This window comes from Clostridium sp. AWRP (assembly GCF_004006395.2).
Taxonomy (GTDB): domain Bacteria; phylum Bacillota; class Clostridia; order Clostridiales; family Clostridiaceae; genus Clostridium_B.
On sequence record NZ_CP029758.2, the window covers coordinates 3,718,459 to 3,740,396 of the forward strand.

Consider the following 21,938-nt stretch of genomic DNA (forward strand, 5'->3'; position numbering starts at 1 on the left):
CACATTAACTATTAATTCTTCATTCTTAACTATTAATTAAAAATATCTACACTCTATTTAAACTATTTTTTATAGTCTTACAGATACTGCAGTTGTTACAAAATTGTACTTTATGCGTAAACACTTTTTTAATAGTATCAATAAGTTCTGTATTTTTACAATTTTCCACACAGTGAATAACTACTTTTTCAGGTGAGTTAGTTATAAGTGCACTTATTAAAATATCATCAGAATAATTATCACTTCCATATTTTAATTCCGTTAAATCCCTAAAAAAACTATCTGTTATTTCTTCTCCTTTTTTATTCTTTATAATATAACTTCCATCATTATCAATAATTATATTCACATAATCTATTTTGCTCTCTTGAATATCCACAAAATACTTTAAAAGTTTTATAAATTCATCGTATTCTTTTTCTACCATATATTTTTCCACTACTTTATCAACTATAACTTCTAAATCATTGAAAATCTCTTTTCTCCTAAAAGTTATGAAACCATCTACGTTTATTTCCTTATTTTCAGCCATACAATCTGATATTTTATTCAAAATATCGTTCTTTTTATTTATACAGTAAATAGAATTTTCATCTATAATTGTGCTTCTTCCCTTTAATACTTCCATGCTCTTTTCTCCGATTTTCTCTAAATCTTCATATTTTAAAAAGAAATACGTATCTGATAAAAAAAGCATAGCATCTTTTTCATAAAATTCATCTACTAATATATTATAAATTATATTTGAAACACACATATTAAATATATTCATAAGTTTATCGCTAATTTCCCCATCACAAAATACTTTAAGGAAGTGAGTACCCTTTTCAATATTTTCATATACTCCAATGAGTACATTCTTATTTTTAAAATATTCTTTTAAATCTCTTATTCCCTGGATTATACACTCTCTTTCTTTACTATATACCATAGTCAATAACAGCACCTCTCAACACTCCCTTCCAAAATAGTATGTGTCTAAAATAAATCTATATTCAAATTTCTATTGTCAAATATCGACAGCCAAATTCTCCAAAAATGTCCAATAAAAAATCAATTTATCCTATTACTACCTACTCTAATACTCCAAAGCACTCTGTGAAAGCGACTATCACTAAGAACCATGTTAATAAGTACCAATTGGAGTCAAAACTCCATCTGATGCCAAGAACCATGTTTATCAATGAATCTTAATTAGTGGGAGTATTACAGTAGATAGTCATTAAATAAAATTTTTACAAATATTTTTAATACACAAGTATTGACAATATACATATATCAAGATATAATATTAGTTGTTGTGACAATATTGTCGTAAGGGCGCATAGCTCAGCTGGGAGAGCATCTGCCTTACAAGCAGAGGGTCACAGGTTCGAGCCCTGTTGTGCCCACCAATTTATAAACTATTACTTCTTTATAGTGTAGTTTATAGATATTCGAGGTAATGTATTGTCTTTGGCCAGATAGCTCAGTCGGTAGAGCAGAGGACTGAAAATCCTCGTGTCCCTGGTTCGATTCCTGGTCTGGCCACCAGATTTAAAACGTGCGGGAGTGGCTCAGTGGTAGAGCGTCACCTTGCCAAGGTGAACGTCGCGAGTTCGAATCTCGTCTTCCGCTCCAGTAATGGCGCTATAGCCAAGTGGTAAGGCAGAGGTCTGCAAAACCTTTATCTCCAGTTCAAATCTGGATGGCGCCTCCATAAAAAGTAGTCTATATTAATAGGCTACTTTTTTTATTACATGAAGAGTCTTATAATACAGCTAAAATTCAATTATTTATCCTATATTAACCTTCTCTGTATTTCATACACATCCATGAGAAACTTCCCCTCCTATACTATGTGGTTTATTTGTATCATGTATTCCAATGTTTTTCTTGGATTCCTCAACTCTAATTATCGATGCATTAGTGAAAAGCAAAATAAGCCTCCACTTTACTAGTGTTTTATTTCATAATGAAAATATGCATATATAAAAAGTGGAATAATTTTATGAATTAGAGTACAATTCAAATAAATAAATATATAGATTGGAAGTGAAAATTTGAATAGTATATCAAAAAATGTTAGTTCTATAGAACTTTCAGGCATTAGAAAATTTTATAACAAATTAGTTAACTACCCGGATGCCATATCTTTAACCTTAGGTCAGCCTGATTTTAATGTACCTAAAAAAATTAAGGCAACCATGATACAATCTATTGAAGAAAACAAAACGGGATATACCTCAAATGCTGGAATTATAGAACTCCGAGAAGAAATATCAAAATATCTTGCGAATTTAAACATACATTACACTGCAGAAGAAACCTGTATTACCATAGGTGGAAGTGAAGCTTTAATGGATGTATTTGCAACTCTTGTAAATACAGGTGACAAAGTATTGATACCAACTCCTGCCTATCCTGCTTATGAAAGCTGTGTAAAAATTTTAGGTGGAAGTGTAATAAACTACAGTTTAAACCATGACTTTTCTATTAATTTTGACAGTTTAAAAAAAATATTAGAGAAGGAAAGGCCTAAATTAATAGTTCTCTCCTATCCTTGTAATCCAACAGGCGCTATTTTGTCTAAAGAAGACAGTACTAATTTATTTAATTTACTGAAAGAAAATGATGTATTAGTGTTAAGTGACGAAATATATGCTTCATTGTGCTTTGAAAAAGATTATTACTCTATTGCACAATACAAAGAAATAAAAGATAAAGTTATTTTAATAGGTGGTTTTTCCAAAATGTTCTCAATGACAGGTCTTAGAATAGGCTATGTATGTGCAAACACATACTTTATGAATGAGATAATAAAAGTGCACCAATACAATGTATCCTGTGCTCCTTCCATTTCTCAATGGGGAGCTTATGAAGGTTTAAAAAGCTGTATGGAAGATGTAAACTACATGAAGTCTAAATTTATGGAAAGAAGAAATTATGTTTTCAACAGGTTAAAATCTCTGGGATTCGAGGTAAACCTACCCAAAGGTGCTTTTTACATATTTCCATCAATAAAAAAATTTGGTATGAACAGCAATGATTTCTGTGAAAAACTTCTAAAAGAAGGTGGTGTAGCCATAGTACCAGGTTCAGCTTTTGGACCAGGTGGAGAAGATCATGTTAGAATATCCTATGCCTACAGTATGGAAGAACTTAAATTGTCCCTATCAAAAATAGAAAGATGGTTAGACACTTTAAAAATATAAACCATCCATATCTTTCCACTATTAATTGTAAATTATTTAAAAACATATATACACTTTAAAAGGGCTGACTCACTAATTAATTAGCGTGTTAGCCCTTTGTATTATTTACCATCAATTACATTTTCCATAGAATAAAAGCCCTTTTCTCTATTATACATAAACTCACAAGCATGAAGTGCTCCTACAGCAAAAACTTCTCTTGAAATAGCAGTATGCTTTATCTCAATAGTCTCACCCTGGCCTGCAAATATAACTTCATGTTCTCCTACTATAGTCCCACCTCTTACGGCATGAATACCTATTTCATTATGAACTCTCTTCCTAATTCCTTCTCTTCCATTTACATAGTCAACTTTTTCTGGTATAGAATCCTTTATTGTATCTGCTAAAAGTAATGCTGTTCCACTTGGAGCATCCACTTTTTGATTATGGTGTTTTTCTATTATCTCTATATCAAAGTTTTTATATAAAAGAGCACTTACATCTTTTAATACTTTATTTATGACATTTATACCTATAGACATATTGGCAGATCTAAAAATTGGAATAGACTTTGAGGCTTCCTGAATTTTTTTAACTTGTTCTTCACTATATCCTGTAGTACAAAATATAATTCCTATATTATGTTTTGTACCATATTCTAGAAGTGAATCCAAGGAATCCGGTCTTGAAAAATCTAATATTACATCTCCTTCTACATTACAGTCCAATACATTGGTAAACACAGGAAATGATGATTTTTCATCCTTCTTATCTATTCCTGCAGATATGGATAAATGTGGGAAATTCTCTACTAAATTGGTTATTACTTTTCCCATTCTACCATTACATCCACTTAGTATAATTTTAATCATTTAAACCTCTCCTCAAATTATTTAATAATCATTAATTACAAAATTACATATTGATCAACGTGAAAGAAATTAATCTTTCACGTTAAATTAAAGAAAGTTAGCTTTCATTTTACACAATAATTCAAATAGACTTGCTTTTTATTTCAAAAGTCCATAGTTTTTAAGTTCTGATTTTAAAATATCCAAATTTTCCTGGGACATATCACAAAGTGGAAGTCTTAAATTTCCAACATTCATATTCAAAACGTTCATGGCAGTTTTTATAGGTATAGGATTTGTTTCTATGAACATAGTATTCATAAGTGTAAGAGCATTTAATTGCACCTTTAGCGCTTCTTTTACATTGCCTTCTAAAAATAGCTTACACATATTATGCATATCTTTAGGAATAATATTTGCAAGAACAGATATAACTCCTAGTCCTCCTAAAGACATTATAGGAACTGTCTGATCATCATTTCCAGAATATAAATCAATATCATCCCCGCATAGAGCTTTCATTTTAGCAATTTGACTTATATTCCCACTAGCTTCTTTAACAGCTGCCACATTATCTAATTTGCATAATTCTTTTAAAGTTTTAGGCTGTATATTTAATCCTGTTCTTCCAGGTACATTATATACTACAATAGGAGTTTTTATAGCTGAAGACACCGCCTTAAAATGCTCTATCAATCCCTTTTGTGTAGTTTTATTATAATAAGGTGTGATTACAAGGACTCCGTCTACTCCTATACTTTCTGCCCATTTGCTCATGTTTACGGCAGATTCTGTACAATTACTGCCTGTACCTGCAATAACTGGTATTCTCTTATTAACAGTATCTACTGTAAATTTTATTGTATCCTTTCTTTCCTTTTCAGTCATAGTGGAAGCTTCACCTGTAGTTCCACAAATTATTATTGCATCTGTACCTGATTCTATTTGCCATTCAAGCAATTCTTTTAATTTATCAAAGTCCACCCCATTATCATTAAATGGGGTAATAATAGCTACCCCTGAACCTTTAAATAAGCTCATTAAAAACACCCCTTCTCAATTGAAATTTAATATGCTTATCATATTTTAAAATGTATTATTATTTATCCTTAACTATGCATTCTGCTATTTGAACAGCATTAGTAGCAGCGCCTTTTCTTATGTTATCTGCTACAACCCATAGATTTAATCCATTATCTACGCTAAAGTCCCTTCTTATTCTTCCTACAAATACTTCATCTTTTCCTGCTGCCTCTACTGGCATTGGATATACTAAATTGTCCACATCATCTTTTAACACTACTCCAGCAGCATTCTTGTACAATTCAAAAATATCCTCTATTTTAAAGTCTTTTTTAAGTTCTACATTTATACTTTCACTATGAGAATAAGTTACTGGTACTCTTGCTGTAGTAGCTGTAACTCTCAAAGTATCATCATGTAATATTTTTCTTGTTTCGTTTACCATTTTCATTTCTTCTTTAGTGTATCCATTTTCCAAAAATACATCTATATGAGGAAGTATATTCCCTGCTATTGGATAAGGAAATTTCTTAGGTGCATTTCCCTTGTATCCTTCTAGTAAATCATTATATCCTCCCATTCCAGCACCAGATACAGCCTGATATGTAGAATATACAATTCTTTCTACTCCATATTTGTCATAAAGAGGTTTAATTGCTACTATGGCTTGTATAGTTGAGCAATTAGGATTTGCAATTATACCTTTATTCCATTTTATATCCTCTGGATTTACTTCAGGAACTACCAAAGGTACCTCTTTATCCATTCTCCAAGCACTACTATTATCTATAACTACTGCACCGTATTTTGAAAATATAGGTGCAAATTTAAGGCTTACACTTCCACCTGCTGAGAAAAGAGCAATATCTATTTTTTTATTTTTTATATTATCTTCTTTTAATTCCTCTACAGTATAATCTTTATCTTTAAATTTTAATATTTTTCCACTTGATTTAGCAGATGCAAACAAATACAATTTTTCTATTGGAAAATCTCTTTCTTCCAGCACATCTATAAATTTTCTTCCTACCATTCCAGTACATCCAACTACTGCCACGTTACAACTCATTTTAATATTCCTCCTAAAAATTTTATAATATAAATTGATTAAATATTTAAATTTAAGATCTATTATTAAATATAATACCATGATATCTTAATAAAGATAACCTATTTAATTTTAAATATATCTTACTAAATATTTTACACTAAACTTTTGAAATATGTTCATAGAAATAAATATTATTGAGAATTAAAAATAACGCATGCTTTATACTTCTTAATTAATTATATGAAATATGTAATGCACCTTATAATAAAATTAATTGTTTTCGTTTAAAAGTCAAATAATTATTCTAATTGCGAAGCTTATTTGATTACCATATTATTCCTATAGTTACGTTCACATCATTGAAATTTCTCCTTTAAATATATATTATATTTAGAATATATACTATAATTATTATAGTATGTATAAATCTCGCTTTTGGGGTAAAAATAATCTATAGTAAAAGTGGGAGGATGGTATCAATGTCAAAAACTCCATTAAAAAAAATCATAAAGGCAAAATTGAAATCAAACAGAGAGCTTACAGAAGCTGAAAAACTCAGAGAAAAATTAAAATATGAAATAGCTGAAGAACTAGGATTAAAAGAGAAAGTTGCTTCATTTGGCTGGAGCAGTTTAACAGCTGAAGAAACTGGAAGAATTGGCGGCATGATGACTAAGAAAAAAAAGGAGCTAAATATACCTAAAAATGAAAGTCTAATAAAACATAGTAAAAGCAAAGACAAACAATAAATTTGACTTATACCTTAAAAATATATAATATTAATTGATAAATACAATTTTACCTTTTTTAATTTTAATCACCTATAAAAATACCTGTAAGAAGGGAGTTAAAGACCGCTATGAAAATTTCATAACGGAAATGCAAATGAACTGCTATGGAAAATTTGCTCATATATATGACAATCTAATAAACAGCGATATAGATTACAGCACATGGGCTAAAAAAATTATGAACATATGTGAAAAATTAAATATAGATAGAAAAAATTATCTGGATTTAGCTTGTGGTACAGGTAATATGACAGAAAAGTTAGCACTTTATTTTAAAAATACCTGGGCAGTAGATTTATCCAGTGAAATGCTATCAGAAGCAGATATAAAGCTTAGAAACAGTGGACTAAAAGTAAACTTTATATGTCAAGACATAACTAATTTCAAGTTAAACAAGAAATTCAATCTCATAACTTGCTGTCTTGATTCTACAAACTATATATTAAAAGAATCAGAATTACAAAGTTACTTTAAAAGTGTGTCCAATCACTTAGAAAACAATGGAATATTCCTATTTGATATAAATTCCTATTACAAAATTACAAATATACTAGGTAATAATACCTATACTTACGATGATGAAGATATTACCTACATATGGGAAAATTATTTAGAAGATGACATTGTGGACATGTACCTCACATTTTTTATACGTCATGAGAATTTTTATAAACGATTTGATGAAAACCATCGTGAAAGGGCTTATACTTGTGAATATATAGAATCCACATTGAAAAATTGTGGATTTAAAATTATAAACAAATTGGACAACTACAGTGATAAAACTGTAACTGATATTTCTGAAAGAATATCATATATAGTAACTAAACTTTAATACACATATGATTAGGAGATGAAAATTAAATGATAGATAAATTAATAAGAGCTACAGCTAAAGATGATAACATTCGAATAATAGCAGCCTCTACTACAAACCTAGTAAATGAAGCTGTTAAAATCCACGAATGTGCCCCTACAGCTGCAGCAGCCTTTGGAAGAATGCTTACTGCAGGAAGCCTTATGGGGGCAATGTTAAAATCACCTAAAGATAGCTTATCCATTATAATTTCAGGAGGCGGTGAAGCTAAAGGTATATCTGTAACTTCTTATGCTGACTGTCATGTAAAAGGATATATAGGAAACCCTCTTGCAAATTTGCCACCAAATAGTAAAGGAAAACTAGATGTAGGTGGAATCATAGGAACTAATGGAAATTTAACCGTAATAAGAAATATGGGACTTAGAGAACCTTACTCCAGTAAAATTCCCATACAAACTGGAGAAATAGGAGATGATCTAGCTTACTACTTTACAGTTTCAGAGCAAACTCCATCTGCAGTAGCCCTTGGAGTTCTCGTAGATGTAGATTTAAGTATAAAGGCCTCAGGAGGATTCATAATTCAGATGCTTCCTGGAGCAGAAGATCTACTTGCAGACTTAGTCACATATAGATTACAGGAAATTCCACCTATATCAAATATGTTAGCTAAGGGCATGAGTATTTCACAAATATTAAATGATATATTTAAGGATATGGGATTAAATATATTAGATGAACTAACACCTACTTATAAATGTGATTGTTCAAGAGAAAGAGTTGAAAAAGCTCTTATAAGCATAGGCACAAAAGATTTGGAGGAAATTTATAATGAAGGAAAAACTGAAGAATTAAAATGTAACTTTTGTAAGACATCCTATAAGTTTACCCATGAACAAATAGGTGAAATTCTTAAAAACTCCACAAAAAAATCCTGATATTAAGTATAAATTATCTACATACTTAAACTTTTATATGTTATAATTTGCTTAAAAAACTAAAAACGTAGTTATGCCTACTATAAAAGACTAAAATTTATTCATTATAAATAAAATGGAAAGGATGATTTAAAATGGAAGCAAAATACGATCTTACAGATCCATACCAAATAGCAAAGTATATAAAAGAGGCTAAAAAATCTACTCCAGTTAAAGTTTACCTTAAAGGTGACATGTCAAATTGTGATTTAGGCAGTATAGAAAATTATAATAGCGGTGATTTTTACATTCTCTTTGGTGAAAGCGATGAAATATCAAAATTTTTAGAAGAAAATAAAGATAAGATCAATCAATTTAGAATAGAACAGGACAGAAGAAACTCAGCCATCCCACTTGCTGATTTAACAAACATGAATGCCAGAATTGAACCTGGTGCTATTATAAGAGATAAAGTTAAAATAGACAAAAATGCAGTAGTAATGATGGGGGCAGTTATAAACATAGGTGCAGAAATAGGTGAAGGCACTATGATAGATATGAATGCAGTAGTAGGTGCTAGAGGAAAACTTGGTAAAAATGTTCACTTAGGTGCTGGAGCTGTAGTAGCTGGAGTTTTAGAACCACCTAGTAAATCACCTTGTGAGATAGGTGACAATGTACTTATAGGAGCTAACTCAGTAATCTTAGAAGGAGTAAAAATTGGAACTGGCTCTGTAATCGCAGCAGGTTCAGTAGTAACAGAAGATATACCTGAAGGAGTTGTAGCTGCTGGAAGTCCAGCAAAAATAGTAAAATCAGTAGATGATAAAACTAAAGGCAAAACTAAAATTTTATCAGATTTAAGAAAATAATTTACCTGCAAAATACAGGGTATAACCTCCTTAAATTTCAAGGACAAGGTCTATACCCTGTAAATACAGATTCTGTTTATCCGATGACAAGAACTCTGTTTATGATATACGCTTATCGCCTATGTTATTCCCTAAGCTATTTTCATCTTCATTTTTAGGCTGTTCTTTTTCCTCTTTTCCTTGCATTTCTTCTTGAGTTTTTTCATTATCTCTATTAACTTTTTCCATTTTAGATATAGAAACTTCATACGCTATTTTCTTTATAATTTCAGTATCCGATATCTTTTTTTGATATTCTCTACTCTGCAATCTTCCCCAAACCCTTATATTGTCACTTACTTTTAATGACTTACAGAACCTAGAATTTCTTCCCCAAGCAATAGTAGGTATGTAATCAGACTTATTATAAGCCCTGTTTACAGCTAGAAGCATATCTGAGATTTCTCTGCCAAAGGGAGTTGTCCTATAAACTGGCTCCTTACATATAAATCCATCAAGAAAAATTTGATTTGGATTTTTACTTCTTTCAGTACAAAAATCTATATTTCTTGCAAATACAGTTAATATCAATCTGTTTGCCCCATCCACAAATTTATTGTAGGACCTAAGTTGTCCTTCTATTATTACATCAGTTCCAACTTTGATATCCATTCCCCCTATAAGTCTCTCTGAAATTGTAATGAATAGTATATCTTTACTTTCACTTAATCTAGGAACCTCAATATTAAAGGTGTAAAAACCCTCTCCATACATTTCGTGGCTAAATTGTAATTCTGAAACTACTGTACCTTCAAGATAGATCTTATTGTTTAACATTAAATTGTCCATCATAAACCCCTCTTTCCCTTAGTTTTAAATGTTTCACTATCATATAGTTATTCATCAAAAAACAAAAATATACTTATAATTTAGCTTAAAGTCATAAATGTTTTATTTTTGATCAAATCACAAATGCACTTGTCTTCCATAAGACCTATAGTTATAGCTACTACAGCTGCGTAAAGTTCATCAATATCTCTAAGTACCATATTAACTGGAATTTCCTGAGCTTCAATTACCCTTTTTTCCTCATATATAATATCCCTTTGGAGGCAATATACAAATCCACTAGAATAATCTAAACTCGATATAGTAACCGTATTCTTACTTCCCAGTCCATAGGTTATGATGCAACCGGATATATCTACATTATTTTTCTTTTTATTTATTAAATCCATATTTACAAAACAATAATCTCCATCTAAAACTTTGTATCTCGCATCTACAGAATTTAGTACTACATAATTTACCTTTCTATTAGTACTATTGTCTGTAAAAGTGCAGTAGTTTAAATCCATTAAATCAAGAAGCTCTGCCAAATACCTCTTAAACTGGGCGTTAGTTTCAATAATTTCTATAGATTGCATCTTTATTACCTCCCGTTAAAATATATGTTTTAAAATTATTTTAAACAGGATATTTTTTTTTATACTATTTTGTAAATTGTAATCCAATCATTGACACTTACCCTCATTGCCATTATAATACATATTTATTGTGTTTTTCAATAACTGTTTAATATAAGCCATATTAATTTCTCATCTGCTTTCCGTCATAGTCCATTTTATAGTTATCTTTATATATCAAATCTCCTACCTTAACAAACTTGTATCCTTTTTCCTTTAAGTTTACTATTATCCTTTCTAAATTAAATGGTGTATACTTTGCACTATTATGAAATAGTACTATAGAACCAGGTTTTGTACTTTTTATAACCCTGTTGTATTCAAGATCTGCCCCCTGCTCTTTCCAGTCTATACTATCTACATTCCATTGAATACAGTAATATCCTGAGTTCTTTACTGTATCTATTACATCGTCATTATAAGACCCTTCAGGACATCTAAACAATTTTGTTCCACTTCCTGTTATATTTCTTATTTTAGCTTCATTTATATTTATATCTTCAATAATCTTATCTCTAGATATTTTTGTCATATTAGGGTGCCTATTTGAATGATTTCCTATTTCGTGTCCTTTATTATATATCTCCTTTAGTTTATCCGGATTTCTATCAACCCAATCCCCTACTACAAAGAATGTAGCTTTTATATTATGTTTATCCAGCACATTTAATATTTTATCAATGTATTCATCTCCTAAACTAACATCAAAGGTTATAGCAATTTTTTTATCTTTTGTGTCAACACAATAAATGGGTAATTTCCTATTTACTCTTGCAAATGCCCCTTCATATCTATAATTTGCAAATAATGATACGCCAATAGCTATAAGCAATAATATAGATACCATAAATATTTTTTTTATACACTTTGATTTCAATTTTTACCTCCACAATATATTTATTTCATAATTTTATATAGTATTTTATAACAACAAATATTACAACATTCAAAAAATTTATTGTAGATATATTACATTCAAAAATATGCATTCAAAAATTTTATACAATTATGCTATAATATACATATATATTATTTTAGTATTCTTAATTCAATGGAGAGGATTTTAAATGTTTGAAAACACTTTAGAACTAGCAGAAAATAAATTACTTCTGCTTTACATATTTAAAAAAATCAAGTTTCCTATTTCCAATAATCAAGTAACCGAAGTCATACTGGAAAATGACTTCATAAATTATTTTACTCTTCAGCAATATTTAAATGAACTTCTATCTTCTAATTTTATCAAGCAGATAGATTCTCAAAATAACCATAAATTTATAATTACAAAAAAAGGCATAAAGGTGTTGTCCCTCTTCGGAAATAGAATTTCCAAAGATAAAATAAATATATTAGACAACTATATAGACGAGCATTTTAATGACATAAAAAGTAAAATTTCAGTAAATGCAAATTATACAACTAAACATAAAAACAGTTTTATGGTAAATTTAAAAATATCAGAAAGTAATTCCACTTTAATGAACTTAAAACTAAATGTGGACTCTAAAAAAACTGCCCAAAAACTATGTGAAAAGTGGGAAAAAAACTTTTCAGAAATTTATTATAAAATAGTTGAATTACTTATGGACGATTAAAAATTTATTTTACAACCATACCTGTAGGTTCTCCACCTATAGGTATACATTTTTTATTCTCATCTTTTAAATTTACCTTTATTAATAAATTGTCATAATTATCACCCACATATAAACTTCCCCTTCGCTTTAATACACTTGCAGGCATACCCCCTACAATCAACCTCTTTTTCTCCTTATAGTTATTTATATCCAAAACACTTATTGTACCATCTCCAAAATTGGATACAAAACAGTATCTACTGCTGCAGTATATGTCTACTGGCGAATTTCCCACAATAATTCTATTTATAATTTTATAGTTTTTAAGTGATAATATGGCTATACTTCCCCTGAACTCCGAGCCTATATTACTTTCACAGATAAGTATATGCTGTCCATCCACTGCAAACACAGCCTTAGTAGGATAGCATCCTACTCTTATGTTAGCTATACGTTCGTTTTTTTTACAGTCTATTAAGGTTATGCTATCATCTTCCATATTAGATATTACTAGCAGTTTCCTTTCCTTATTCAAACATATACTATAAGGAAGATTTCCGCAGGGAACTTCTTCAACCACTCTTCTCATATTAAGATCAAAAACAAGCAGACTGTTTAAATCACTGCATATTATATATGCATTATTTTTATAGGTAATAATATCATTGCAGCATGCCCCAACATAATAAGTTTCTTCCTGAATTTCATTTTTTATATCTATTACAGATATACTGTTATTATATTTGTTTGCCGTTATAAGTTTAGAATCATTTAAACATACACCATGAGGTCCAACTCTATAGGTCATGTCCTCAGATTTTAAATGTATTCTAGTTTCTTCATGAAAATCATCCAAATTCACCTTTGATACCGTATCAGAAGAAGTGCTACATATATAAAGATACTCCAACACACCATCGCCCCCTTACAACTATAATATGAATGTTAGCTAAAATAGGTAATACTAATTAATTAATTTATTTTGTTGTATATTAACTTTATATTCTATATAATTATTTTATTAATACATTATTTTATATGAAACAAGGTGATGAAATGTACAGTTATATAACAAATGGAGTTTGTTCAAGTCAGATAAATTTTGATGTTGTAGAAAACAAACTTAGAAATGTAAATTTTGTAGGAGGATGTGATGGAAACTTACAAGGTATATCAAAATTAGTAGAAGGAATGGATGTAGCTGAAGCTGTTGAAAAATTAGAGGGAATTTCCTGCAGTGGAAAAGGAACTTCCTGTCCTGATCAATTTGCAACTGCCCTTAAAAAATTAGTTTTAAGCCGTAAGTAAAAAATTTATTTAACATATAGATCTTCTAAACAAAAAATCAACTTATTCTACGGATATTTTTTGCAACCTTCAGTTCATTATTGTAAAAATATGCCTACGTATAAGTTGATTTTTAAGTTAGAATGCCCATATAAATCTAAATCTATATAAGATTTCTAATTGAAATTTAATCTTATACGTAAAAGTAATGACAAAATTGAAAGCACCTTTAAAAACTTTTCCATAAGTCTTAGCGAGGCATTTTAGAAAATCTTAGGAGCTTAGATATGTTTGAGGTACGAGTTTATCTGAGGTTCTTAGATTTTCAAAATGCCAAGCTTTAGACTTGTCAAAAGTTTTTATGGTGCTAAAATTTGTCATTACATGCTTTGTATAAGTTAACTTTCAATCTAGAAACTCTATAGTGATTATTTGCTTTTATTGTGCTTTCTTATAATTTTTCTCATGTCGCCTATCATATAAAGAGAACCAGATATTAATAAGATATCATCTTCGCTGCAGTAGGAAAGTGCCTTTTCGTAAGCCTCTTCATAACTATCCAAGGCTTCACATTTGGAGTTATATTTTTCTATGACACTTTTTAACTCTTTTGAATTTTCAGCTCTTGTATTGTTTGGGGTAACGGCTATTACCCTCTCCGCTAAAGGAACAATAGTTTTTACCATTACTTCAACTTCTTTATCCGCTAGTATACCCAGTATAAGTATCATCTTATTGTAGTTAAAATAGGTGCACAAGTTTTTCCTCAGCATGGAAATTCCTTCTCTATTGTGTGCCCCATCTATTACAACTAGTGGCTTACGATGCATTACTTCAAGTCTTCCAATCCACTTCACATTAGAAAGTGCTTTTAATATAGTCTGCTTATCTATATGAAATCCATATCTAGACAATTCCTCTATAGCAAATAGGGCACAAGCACAATTTGTAAGCTGATGTCTACCTAAAAGAGATAACTCAATATGGTAATCTTCTTTTTTTGTATGTACCTTTATCTTTTGCACATATTCTTTACTGTTATTGTTGATTTTTTCCTGATCTTCAGACTCTACACAATCACAAGGAACCTTTATAAGTGTGCTTCCCCTTTCACTGCATACCTTTTCTATAGCTTCTTCTGCCTCTTTTTCTTCAGGATAAAGTATTACGGGTATACCCGGCTTAACTATTCCTGCCTTTTCATGAGCTATCTTAGCCAAAGTATCACCTAGTATCTGCATATGATCATAGCTTATAGAGGCAATTATGCTAAGTAATACTCCTCCATCTTCTTCTTTTGAAAATGGTTCCATAACATTTGTAGCATCAAGTCTCCCTCCAAGACCCACTTCAATTATGGCTATATCAACTTTCTTTTCATAAAAATAATAGAACATTGCACAGGTAATTATTTCAAATTCAGTAGGATTTTCATATCCAAGCTTGATAACCTTTTTAACAGTTTCTGATACCTTGGTTACTACCCTGCTCAAATCATCTCTAGGTATGTTAGTACCATTTATCTGGATTCTCTCTTCAAATACCTCTAAATAAGGTGAAGTGTACATACCTACCTCAAATCCAGCTTGCATTAGTATTCTGTTTATCATTGCAGTAATAGAGCCCTTACCATTGGTACCTGCCACATGTATTGTCTTTATTTTCTTCTGTGGGTTACCTAAAAGCTCCAGCATTTTTTGTGTTCTATCAAGTCCGTAGTTACTCCCGAACTTAGCAGTAGTTTCTATGTACTCGATTGCTTCATCATAATTCATAGTAACACACCCCCATACTTTATTTTATCCCATGACTGCGTCTCTGGATAAGTTAAATTTAATTTAGATGGAGTTTAAACCCCATCTAAATTAAATTCTATTTTATATTTTCCAATCTTTCAACTACAGTATTCAGCATTTCTCTGTATTTGTCACCTTTTTCTCTTTCTGCATTTACTACAGTTTCTGGTGCCTTGGAAACAAACTTTTCATTTGAAAGTTTGTTTTCTACTCTCTTTATTTCTCCTTCTAATTTTTTCTTTTCCTTATTAAGTCTCTCAATTTCCTTATCCATATCTACCAGATCAAAAAGTGGAATGAATAATTCTGCTCCCCTAGTTACTGCAGATACTATATTCTTTGGTGCATCATTTTTATCTTTTAAAAATTCAACTTCACTAGCAGAAGCTAATTTTTTGAAATAATCTTCTCCATTTTGAAAAGCTTCATATGCATCTTTTTCAGCTACATGAACCATGATTTTTGCTTTTCTGGAAAATGGTACATTCATTTCTGTTCTAATATTTCTTATTTCTCTAATAGCCTCTATAATATATTCCATATCTTTTTCTGCCTTTAAATCCTTCAGGCTTTCATCATATTCTGGCCATTTCGATATAGTTATAGATTCATACTCTGTATAAAGGTGAGTATATATTTCCTCAGTTATGAAAGGCATTACAGGATGTAATAGCTGCAAACTTGTAGATAATACATTGTTTAACACGTTGTATGCCACACCCTTGGCTTTTTCATCCTCACCATACATAACAGGTTTAACAAGTTCTATATACCAATCACATAATTCTCCCCATATAAAATCATATAATTTCTGAGAAGCTATTCCAAGTTCAAATTTTTCTATGTTGTCTGTAACTTCTTTTACAAGAGTATTTAATTTAGACATTATCCATCTATCTGCACCACTGTAATCTTTGCAGTCTTTATACTTATTCATCAAATCTTCATCTATGTTCATAAGTACAAATCTTGAAGCATTCCATATTTTATTTGCAAAATTTCTAGATGCTTCAACTCTTTCTGAATAATACCTTATGTCATTTCCTGGTGCATTTCCTGTAATAAGCGTAAATCTAAGAGCATCTGCTCCATATTGTTCTATTACCTCTATTGGATCTACACCATTTCCAAGTGATTTTGACATTTTTCTTCCTTGAGAATCCCTTACGATACCGTGTATAAGTACATTTTCAAAAGGAATATCGTCCATACAGTAAAGACCTGAGAATATCATCCTTGCAACCCAGAAGAATATTATGTCGTATCCTGTAACAAGAGTATTGTTAGGGTAGAAGCATTTCAAATCCTCTGTCTTATCTGGCCATCCAAGTGTTGAGAAAGGCCATAGTGCAGAACTAAACCAGGTATCCAGTACATCTTTATCCTGCTCTAAGTTAGTTGAACCACACTTTGGACATTTCGTAGCTTCTCCATCTGTTACTATAACTTCACCGCAGTCTTTACAGTACCAAACAGGAATTCTATGTCCCCACCAGAGCTGTCTTGAAATACACCAATCCTGAATATTTTCCATCCAGTTGAAATAAGTCTTTTCAAATCTTTCAGGTATAAATTTAACTTTTTTATCTTTTACAACTTTAACAGCAGGTTCTGCCAGTGATTTCATTTTCACAAACCACTGCTTTGAAAGCATAGGTTCGATAGTAGTACCACATCTGTCATGACATCCTACATTATGTGCATGTTCTTTGATTTTAACCAAATATCCCTGCTTATCCAAATCTTCTACTACTAACTTTCTAGCTTCATATCTATCGAGTCCATCATATTTTGTCCCAGGTAATTTTATAGTTCCATCTTCATTCATTACTATTATTTCAGGAAGGTTATGTCTCTTTCCTACATGATAGTCATTAGGATCATGGGCTGGTGTTATCTTAACCGCTCCAGTACCAAACTCCATGTCTACATAGTCATCCTCAACTATAGGTATTTCCCTATTTATAATTGGAAGTATAGCTTTCTTTCCTACTAAATGCTTATATCTTTCATCCTTAGGATTAACTGCAATGGCTGTATCTCCAAACATTGTTTCAGGTCTTGTAGTTGCAATTTCAAGATATTCGTCACTGCCTACAATCTTATATTTTATGTGCCAAAAATGTCCCTGCTGCTCTTCATACTCGATTTCCGCATCGGATATAGCTGTCTGACACTTAGGACACCAGTTTATTATCCTGTTTCCCTGATATATAAGGCCATCATTATATAGTTTTACAAAGAACTTTTTTACTGCCTTATTGAGGCCTTCATCCATAGTAAATCGCTCTCTTGTAAAATCTGCAGAGCAACCAAGCTTCTTTACCTGGTTTCTTATTCTGCCCCTGTATTCATTACTCCAATCCCAGGTTTCTTCAAGGAACTTTTCTCTTCCTATTTTCTTTTTTTCTATTCCCTTCTTCAAGAGTTCTTTTTCAACTTTTACCTCAGTTGCAATACTTGCATGATCTTCACCCGGAAGCCATAGTGTACTGTAGCCCTGCATTCTCTTTGTTCTTATTATTATGTCCTGTATAGTATCATCCAGCGCGTGTCCAAGGTGCAATTTTCCTGTGATATTTGGAGGTGGTATTACTATTGTATACGATTTTTTATTTTTATCTGCTTTGGGTGTAAAATATCCTTTTTCTTGCCAAAGATCATAAAGTCTGTCTTCAAATTCTTTTGGGTTATAAGTAGTTGCCATTTCTTTCTTTTGTGCCATCAAATCTCCTCCTAATTATTAGATATTCTAATATTAATACCAATTCAAGTATTTACATTCTTAAATCAAAAAAGCCTTCATCCATAAAGGACGAAGACCCGCGTTACCACCTTTTTTCCTGTAAATACAGGCTCTTAAAAAATAACGATTAAGAAAACCGTCTTTACCTACTGTTATTTCAGCAAAGAAACTCCAAAGCTACCTTCAAGATAATCCATATAGAAAACCTCTCAACTAACAGATTTTCCTCTCTTTATACTCCATTATCTCTAATCCTCTTTTTCACAGTTAACAAATTCAAATTTATATAGTTCTATTATAACGTTATTTTTTAACCTGTCAAGAAATTTTATTTTCATTTCGAAATGCTTATGATTGAATTGTGATAATGTCTTAGTATACCGCATTTGATTATGTCCCAAATAAATAAGTTTATAGTATAATAAAACCTCATGACTAAGAAGTGAGGTGGACAAAATCAGAAAGGTAGTTTTAACAATGAATGAGAATGCAAAATATAACATAATCAAGAAATTAGTAGAGAGCAATGGTAACAAGCAAAGAGCTGCTGTACAGATTAACTGTACTGTTAGGCACATTAACAGAATGATTAAAGGGTATAAAGAGCAGGGAAAAGCCTTTTTTATACATGGAAATCGTGGTAAAAAACCTGTCCATGCTTTAGATAATTCTACAAAACAGACTATTGTTGACTTATATCGAACAAAATATGAAGGCACCAATTTAACTCATTTTTCAGAACTCTTAAAAGAATTTGAAGGAATCAAAGTTTCATCAAACACTATACGTTCCATCCTTTTGCAGGAATTCATCCTGTCTCCTAAGGCAAAACGTTCTTCTAAGAAGGCTCTATACACTAAACTTAAAGATATGCAAAAATCTACAAAGTCAAAAAAGCAGGCTAGTGTTATTCAAAGTTCTATTCTTGCTATCGAAGATGCTCATCCTAGGCGTCCGAGATGTGCCTACTTTGGAGAAATGCTTCAGATGGATGCTTCTCTTCATCCTTGGTTTGGTGGAGAAAAAAGTCAGCTTCATATAGCTGTAGATGATGCCACAGGTGCTATTGTAGGTGCTTATTTCGATGTTCAAGAAACGCTAAATGGATATTACCATGTACTTGAGCAAATATTGAAAACCTATGGTATTCCTTATATGTTTTACACCGATAGGCGTACAGTTTTTGAGTATAAACAAAAGAAATCCCCTTCTATCGAAGAGGACACTTTTACCCAATTCGGTTATGCCTGCAAGCAGTTAGGAATTGAGATTAAAACCAGCAGCATTCCACAAGCCAAGGGGCGTGTGGAACGAATGTTTCAAACACTGCAATCACGACTTCCTATCGAATTGCGTTTAGCTGGTATAAGCACGATTGAGCAGGCAAATGAATTTTTAAACTCCTACATAAAAAAATTCAATGCTCGATTTGCTTTACCTGTTGATAATATCAAATCTGTATTCGAAACGCAACCTGATATTGAGAAAATCAATTTAATTCTTGGTGTACTTGCTAGTAGGAAAGTAGACAATGGGAGTTGTGTAAAATACAATAAAGGATATTATCTTCCAGTAGATGCTAATGGTCACCCAGTATATTACCATAAAGGTACCTGCGGTATAGTAATAAAGGCATTTAACAATGATCTATATTTTTGTGCAAACGAAAAAGTTTATGCACTTGAATTGCTTCCAGATCATGTTCCTTCATCAAAAAATTTTGATCTTGCGAAGACCTCAAAAACTCCAAAGAAACACTATATACCGCCGATGAGTCACCCATGGAAGCAGGCTTCATTTGAACATTATTGCAATAAGCAGGCTCATAGACAAAAAGAAAACATAGCTTAAAGAACTAAAAAGCCCTTTTACTTAAAAAACTTTAAGTTGATGGATGTGTTTGCTATACCTAAAAATAATGTTATAAGCGTAACAAAGCACCAGCTATTGCTGGTGCTAATAATTAAAACTTTTTGGGACATTTTCAAAATTAGTTGACAGAAATTTTATTTTCATTTCGAAATGCTATGATTGAATTGTGATAATGTCTTAGTATACCGCATTTGATTATGTCCCAAATAAATAAGTTTATAGTATAATAAAACCTCATGACTAAGAAGTGAGGTGGACAAAATCAGAAAGGTAGTTTTAACAATGAATGAGAATGCAAAATATAACATAATCAAGAAATTAGTAGAAAGCAATGGTAACAAGCAAAGAGCTGCTGTACAGATTAACTGTACTGTTAGGCACATTAACAGAATGATTAAAGGGTATAAAGAGCAGGGAAAAGCCTTTTTTATACATGGAAATCGTGGTAAAAAACCTGTCCATGCTTTAGATAATTCTACAAAACAGACTATTGTTGACTTATATCGAACAAAATATGAAGGCACCAATTTAACTCATTTTTCAGAACTCTTAAAAGAATTTGAAGGAATCAAAGTTTCATCAAACACTATACGTTCCATCCTTTTGCAGGAATTCATCCTGTCTCCTAAGGCAAACCGTTCTTCTAAGAAGGCTCTATACACTAAACTTAAAGATATGCAAAAATCTACAAAGTCAAAAAAGCAGGCTAGTGTTATTCAAAGTTCTATTCTTGCTATCGAAGATGCTCATCCTAGGCGTCCGAGATGTGCCTACTTTGGAGAAATGCTTCAGATGGATGCTTCTCTTCATCCTTGGTTTGGTGGAGAAAAAAGTCAGCTTCATATAGCTGTAGATGATGCCACAGGTGCTATTGTAGGTGCTTATTTCGATGTTCAAGAAACGCTAAATGGATATTACCATGTACTTGAGCAAATATTGAAAACCTATGGTATTCCTTATATGTTTTACACCGATAGGCGTACAGTTTTTGAGTATAAACAAAAGAAATCCCCTTCTATCGAAGAGGACACTTTTACCCAATTCGGTTATGCCTGCAAGCAGTTAGGAATTGAGATTAAAACCAGCAGCATTCCACAAGCCAAGGGGCGTGTGGAACGAATGTTTCAAACACTGCAATCACGACTTCCTATCGAATTGCGTTTAGCTGGTATAAGCACGATTGAGCAGGCAAATGAATTTTTAAATTCCTACATAAAAAAATTCAATGCTCGATTTGCTTTACCTGTTGATAATATCAAATCTGTATTCGAAACGCAACCTGATATTGAGAAAATCAATTTAATTCTTGGTGTACTTGCTAGTAGGAAAGTAGACAATGGGAGTTGTGTAAAATACAATAAAGGATATTATCTTCCAGTAGATGCTAATGGTCACCCAGTATATTACCATAAAGGTACCTGCGGTATAGTAATAAAGGCATTTAACAATGATCTATATTTTTGTGCAAACGAAAAAGTTTATGCACTTGAATTGCTTCCGGATCATGTTCCTTCATCAAAAAATTTTGATCTTGCGAAGACCTCAAAAACTCCAAAGAAACACTATATACCGCCAATGAGTCACCCATGGAAGCAGGCTTCATTTGAACATTATTGCAATAAGCAGGCTCATAGACAAAAAGAAAACATAGCTTAAAGAACTAAAAAGCCCTTTTACTTAAAAAACTTTAAGTTGATGGATGTGTTTGCTATACCTA

At 31.3% G+C, this 21,938-nt stretch carries 20 protein-coding genes, 4 tRNA genes and 1 other annotated feature; of the genes, 13 read left to right on the forward strand and 11 right to left on the reverse strand.

Translation table 11 applies throughout. The annotated features are described in order from the left end of the window. Positions 1-46: 46 nt before the first annotated feature. The gene (gene ytxC / locus DMR38_RS17240; protein WP_127722478.1) at positions 47-946 is read right to left on the reverse strand and encodes a putative sporulation protein YtxC; all 900 of its coding nucleotides are present in this window, start codon (positions 944-946) and stop codon (positions 47-49) included. 372 nt (positions 947-1,318) lie between these two features. Here ytxC and DMR38_RS17245 point away from each other — a divergent pair. From DMR38_RS17245 to DMR38_RS17260, 4 genes are all read left to right on the forward strand, one after another. Then, positions 1,319-1,394, forward strand: a tRNA-Val gene (locus tag DMR38_RS17245). 63 nt (positions 1,395-1,457) lie between these two features. Beyond that, positions 1,458-1,533: transfer RNA gene (locus DMR38_RS17250), tRNA-Phe, on the forward strand. Between the two features lie 12 nt (positions 1,534-1,545). Next, a tRNA-Gly gene (locus DMR38_RS17255) sits at positions 1,546-1,620 on the forward strand. Positions 1,621-1,625: 5 nt separating this feature from the next. Beyond that, positions 1,626-1,699: transfer RNA gene (locus tag DMR38_RS17260), tRNA-Cys, on the forward strand. Positions 1,700-1,802: 103 nt separating this feature from the next. Here the strand turns inward: DMR38_RS17260 and DMR38_RS17265 are convergent. Further along, positions 1,803-1,919, reverse strand: a complete 117-nt coding sequence (locus tag DMR38_RS17265; protein WP_175413050.1) for a L,D-transpeptidase — start codon at positions 1,917-1,919, stop codon at positions 1,803-1,805. A gap of 123 nt (positions 1,920-2,042) precedes the next feature. Here DMR38_RS17265 and DMR38_RS17270 point away from each other — a divergent pair, with 123 nt between their 5' ends. Beyond that, positions 2,043-3,194, forward strand: coding sequence for an aminotransferase class I/II-fold pyridoxal phosphate-dependent enzyme (locus DMR38_RS17270; RefSeq protein WP_127722479.1), 1,152 nt, complete (start codon positions 2,043-2,045; stop codon positions 3,192-3,194). Between the two features lie 101 nt (positions 3,195-3,295). On the opposite strand, the gene dapB is transcribed toward DMR38_RS17270, so the two are convergent. The 3 genes from dapB to DMR38_RS17285 all read right to left on the reverse strand — a co-directional run bounded on the left by dapB (position 3,296) and on the right by DMR38_RS17285 (position 6,119). Next, the gene (dapB, locus tag DMR38_RS17275; RefSeq protein ID WP_127722480.1) at positions 3,296-4,048 is read right to left on the reverse strand and encodes a 4-hydroxy-tetrahydrodipicolinate reductase; all 753 of its coding nucleotides are present in this window, start codon (positions 4,046-4,048) and stop codon (positions 3,296-3,298) included. Between the two features lie 138 nt (positions 4,049-4,186). Next, positions 4,187-5,068 carry a 4-hydroxy-tetrahydrodipicolinate synthase gene (dapA, locus tag DMR38_RS17280; protein WP_127722481.1) on the reverse strand — a complete coding sequence of 294 codons (882 nt, stop codon included), beginning with the start codon at positions 5,066-5,068 and terminating at the stop codon, positions 4,187-4,189. A gap of 58 nt (positions 5,069-5,126) precedes the next feature. Then, positions 5,127-6,119 (reverse strand): aspartate-semialdehyde dehydrogenase, encoded by a 993-nt coding sequence (locus DMR38_RS17285; RefSeq protein ID WP_127722482.1) that lies wholly within the window; start codon positions 6,117-6,119, stop codon positions 5,127-5,129. Positions 6,120-6,580: 461 nt separating this feature from the next. Here DMR38_RS17285 and DMR38_RS17290 point away from each other — a divergent pair, with 461 nt between their 5' ends. The 4 genes from DMR38_RS17290 to dapD all read left to right on the forward strand — a co-directional run bounded on the left by DMR38_RS17290 (position 6,581) and on the right by dapD (position 9,498). Beyond that, a complete protein-coding gene (locus tag DMR38_RS17290; RefSeq protein ID WP_127722483.1) occupies positions 6,581-6,850 on the forward strand; it encodes a small, acid-soluble spore protein, alpha/beta type in 270 nt (89 codons plus the stop codon). Positions 6,851-6,986: 136 nt separating this feature from the next. Next, entirely contained in the window at positions 6,987-7,727 is a 741-nt protein-coding gene (locus tag DMR38_RS17295; protein ID WP_127724135.1) for a class I SAM-dependent methyltransferase, read from the forward strand. 29 nt (positions 7,728-7,756) lie between these two features. After that, positions 7,757-8,647, forward strand: a complete 891-nt coding sequence (gene hslO, locus DMR38_RS17300) for an Hsp33 family molecular chaperone HslO (protein WP_127722484.1) — start codon at positions 7,757-7,759, stop codon at positions 8,645-8,647. Between the two features lie 134 nt (positions 8,648-8,781). Continuing rightward, a complete protein-coding gene (gene dapD, locus DMR38_RS17305; RefSeq protein ID WP_127722485.1) occupies positions 8,782-9,498 on the forward strand; it encodes a 2,3,4,5-tetrahydropyridine-2,6-dicarboxylate N-acetyltransferase in 717 nt (238 codons plus the stop codon). A gap of 99 nt (positions 9,499-9,597) precedes the next feature. Here the strand turns inward: dapD and DMR38_RS17310 are convergent, their stop codons facing one another. From DMR38_RS17310 to pdaB, 3 genes are all read right to left on the reverse strand, one after another. Then, complete coding sequence (locus tag DMR38_RS17310) at positions 9,598-10,326, reverse strand: single-stranded DNA-binding protein (protein ID WP_243124604.1); 729 nt, start codon at positions 10,324-10,326, stop codon at positions 9,598-9,600. Positions 10,327-10,406: 80 nt separating this feature from the next. Then, positions 10,407-10,904: a hypothetical protein gene (locus DMR38_RS17315; RefSeq protein WP_127722487.1), complete on the reverse strand. Its 498-nt coding sequence runs from the start codon at positions 10,902-10,904 to the stop codon at positions 10,407-10,409. Between the two features lie 163 nt (positions 10,905-11,067). Next, complete coding sequence (gene pdaB, locus DMR38_RS17320; RefSeq protein WP_175413140.1) at positions 11,068-11,790, reverse strand: polysaccharide deacetylase family sporulation protein PdaB; 723 nt, start codon at positions 11,788-11,790, stop codon at positions 11,068-11,070. A gap of 220 nt (positions 11,791-12,010) precedes the next feature. Between pdaB and DMR38_RS17325 the strand changes: the two genes are divergently transcribed. Continuing rightward, a complete protein-coding gene (locus DMR38_RS17325) occupies positions 12,011-12,538 on the forward strand; it encodes a DUF4364 family protein (protein ID WP_127722489.1) in 528 nt (175 codons plus the stop codon). A 4-nt stretch (positions 12,539-12,542) separates the two neighbouring features. Here the strand turns inward: DMR38_RS17325 and DMR38_RS17330 are convergent, their stop codons facing one another. Beyond that, positions 12,543-13,430 carry a YncE family protein gene (locus tag DMR38_RS17330; RefSeq protein ID WP_175413141.1) on the reverse strand — a complete coding sequence of 296 codons (888 nt, stop codon included), beginning with the start codon at positions 13,428-13,430 and terminating at the stop codon, positions 12,543-12,545. A 146-nt stretch (positions 13,431-13,576) separates the two neighbouring features. On the opposite strand from DMR38_RS17330, the gene DMR38_RS17335 reads away from it, so the two are divergent. Then, positions 13,577-13,828 (forward strand): TIGR03905 family TSCPD domain-containing protein, encoded by a 252-nt coding sequence (locus tag DMR38_RS17335; RefSeq protein WP_127722491.1) that lies wholly within the window; start codon positions 13,577-13,579, stop codon positions 13,826-13,828. A 407-nt stretch (positions 13,829-14,235) separates the two neighbouring features. Here the strand turns inward: DMR38_RS17335 and DMR38_RS17340 are convergent, their stop codons facing one another. Then, complete coding sequence (locus tag DMR38_RS17340; protein WP_127722492.1) at positions 14,236-15,582, reverse strand: folylpolyglutamate synthase/dihydrofolate synthase family protein; 1,347 nt, start codon at positions 15,580-15,582, stop codon at positions 14,236-14,238. Between the two features lie 97 nt (positions 15,583-15,679). Beyond that, positions 15,680-18,328 carry a valine--tRNA ligase gene (locus DMR38_RS17345; RefSeq protein WP_127722493.1) on the reverse strand — a complete coding sequence of 883 codons (2,649 nt, stop codon included), beginning with the start codon at positions 18,326-18,328 and terminating at the stop codon, positions 15,680-15,682. A gap of 83 nt (positions 18,329-18,411) precedes the next feature. After that, positions 18,412-18,623: a binding site (T-box leader), on the reverse strand. A 203-nt stretch (positions 18,624-18,826) separates the two neighbouring features. On the opposite strand from DMR38_RS17345, the gene DMR38_RS17350 reads away from it, so the two are divergent. Together DMR38_RS17350 and DMR38_RS17355 are read left to right on the forward strand one after the other, a co-directional pair. Then, the gene (locus tag DMR38_RS17350) at positions 18,827-20,200 is read left to right on the forward strand and encodes an ISNCY family transposase (RefSeq protein ID WP_127720638.1); all 1,374 of its coding nucleotides are present in this window, start codon (positions 18,827-18,829) and stop codon (positions 20,198-20,200) included. Between the two features lie 303 nt (positions 20,201-20,503). Continuing rightward, the gene (locus tag DMR38_RS17355; RefSeq protein ID WP_127722494.1) at positions 20,504-21,877 is read left to right on the forward strand and encodes an ISNCY family transposase; all 1,374 of its coding nucleotides are present in this window, start codon (positions 20,504-20,506) and stop codon (positions 21,875-21,877) included. Positions 21,878-21,938: the final 61 nt, after the last annotated feature.

Bases quoted from the DNA above. Each gene is read 5' to 3' on its own strand.
- dapB (WP_127722480.1), bottom strand. From the start codon at position 4,048: ATGATTAAAATTATACTAAGTGGATGTAATGGTAGAATGGGAAAAGTA.
- dapA (WP_127722481.1), bottom strand. From the start codon at position 5,068: ATGAGCTTATTTAAAGGTTCAGGGGTAGCTATTATTACCCCATTTAAT.
- DMR38_RS17285 (WP_127722482.1), bottom strand. From the start codon at position 6,119: ATGAGTTGTAACGTGGCAGTAGTTGGATGTACTGGAATGGTAGGAAGA.
- DMR38_RS17290 (WP_127722483.1), top strand. From the start codon at position 6,581: ATGTCAAAAACTCCATTAAAAAAAATCATAAAGGCAAAATTGAAATCA.
- DMR38_RS17295 (WP_127724135.1), top strand. From the start codon at position 6,987: ATGAACTGCTATGGAAAATTTGCTCATATATATGACAATCTAATAAAC.
- hslO (WP_127722484.1), top strand. From the start codon at position 7,757: ATGATAGATAAATTAATAAGAGCTACAGCTAAAGATGATAACATTCGA.
- dapD (WP_127722485.1), top strand. From the start codon at position 8,782: ATGGAAGCAAAATACGATCTTACAGATCCATACCAAATAGCAAAGTAT.
- DMR38_RS17310 (WP_243124604.1), bottom strand. From the start codon at position 10,326: ATGGACAATTTAATGTTAAACAATAAGATCTATCTTGAAGGTACAGTA.
- DMR38_RS17315 (WP_127722487.1), bottom strand. From the start codon at position 10,904: ATGCAATCTATAGAAATTATTGAAACTAACGCCCAGTTTAAGAGGTAT.
- pdaB (WP_175413140.1), bottom strand. From the start codon at position 11,790: ATGGTATCTATATTATTGCTTATAGCTATTGGCGTATCATTATTTGCA.
- DMR38_RS17325 (WP_127722489.1), top strand. From the start codon at position 12,011: ATGTTTGAAAACACTTTAGAACTAGCAGAAAATAAATTACTTCTGCTT.
- DMR38_RS17335 (WP_127722491.1), top strand. From the start codon at position 13,577: ATGTACAGTTATATAACAAATGGAGTTTGTTCAAGTCAGATAAATTTT.
- DMR38_RS17340 (WP_127722492.1), bottom strand. From the start codon at position 15,582: ATGAATTATGATGAAGCAATCGAGTACATAGAAACTACTGCTAAGTTC.
- DMR38_RS17345 (WP_127722493.1), bottom strand. From the start codon at position 18,328: ATGGCACAAAAGAAAGAAATGGCAACTACTTATAACCCAAAAGAATTT.
- DMR38_RS17350 (WP_127720638.1), top strand. From the start codon at position 18,827: ATGAATGAGAATGCAAAATATAACATAATCAAGAAATTAGTAGAGAGC.
- DMR38_RS17355 (WP_127722494.1), top strand. From the start codon at position 20,504: ATGAATGAGAATGCAAAATATAACATAATCAAGAAATTAGTAGAAAGC.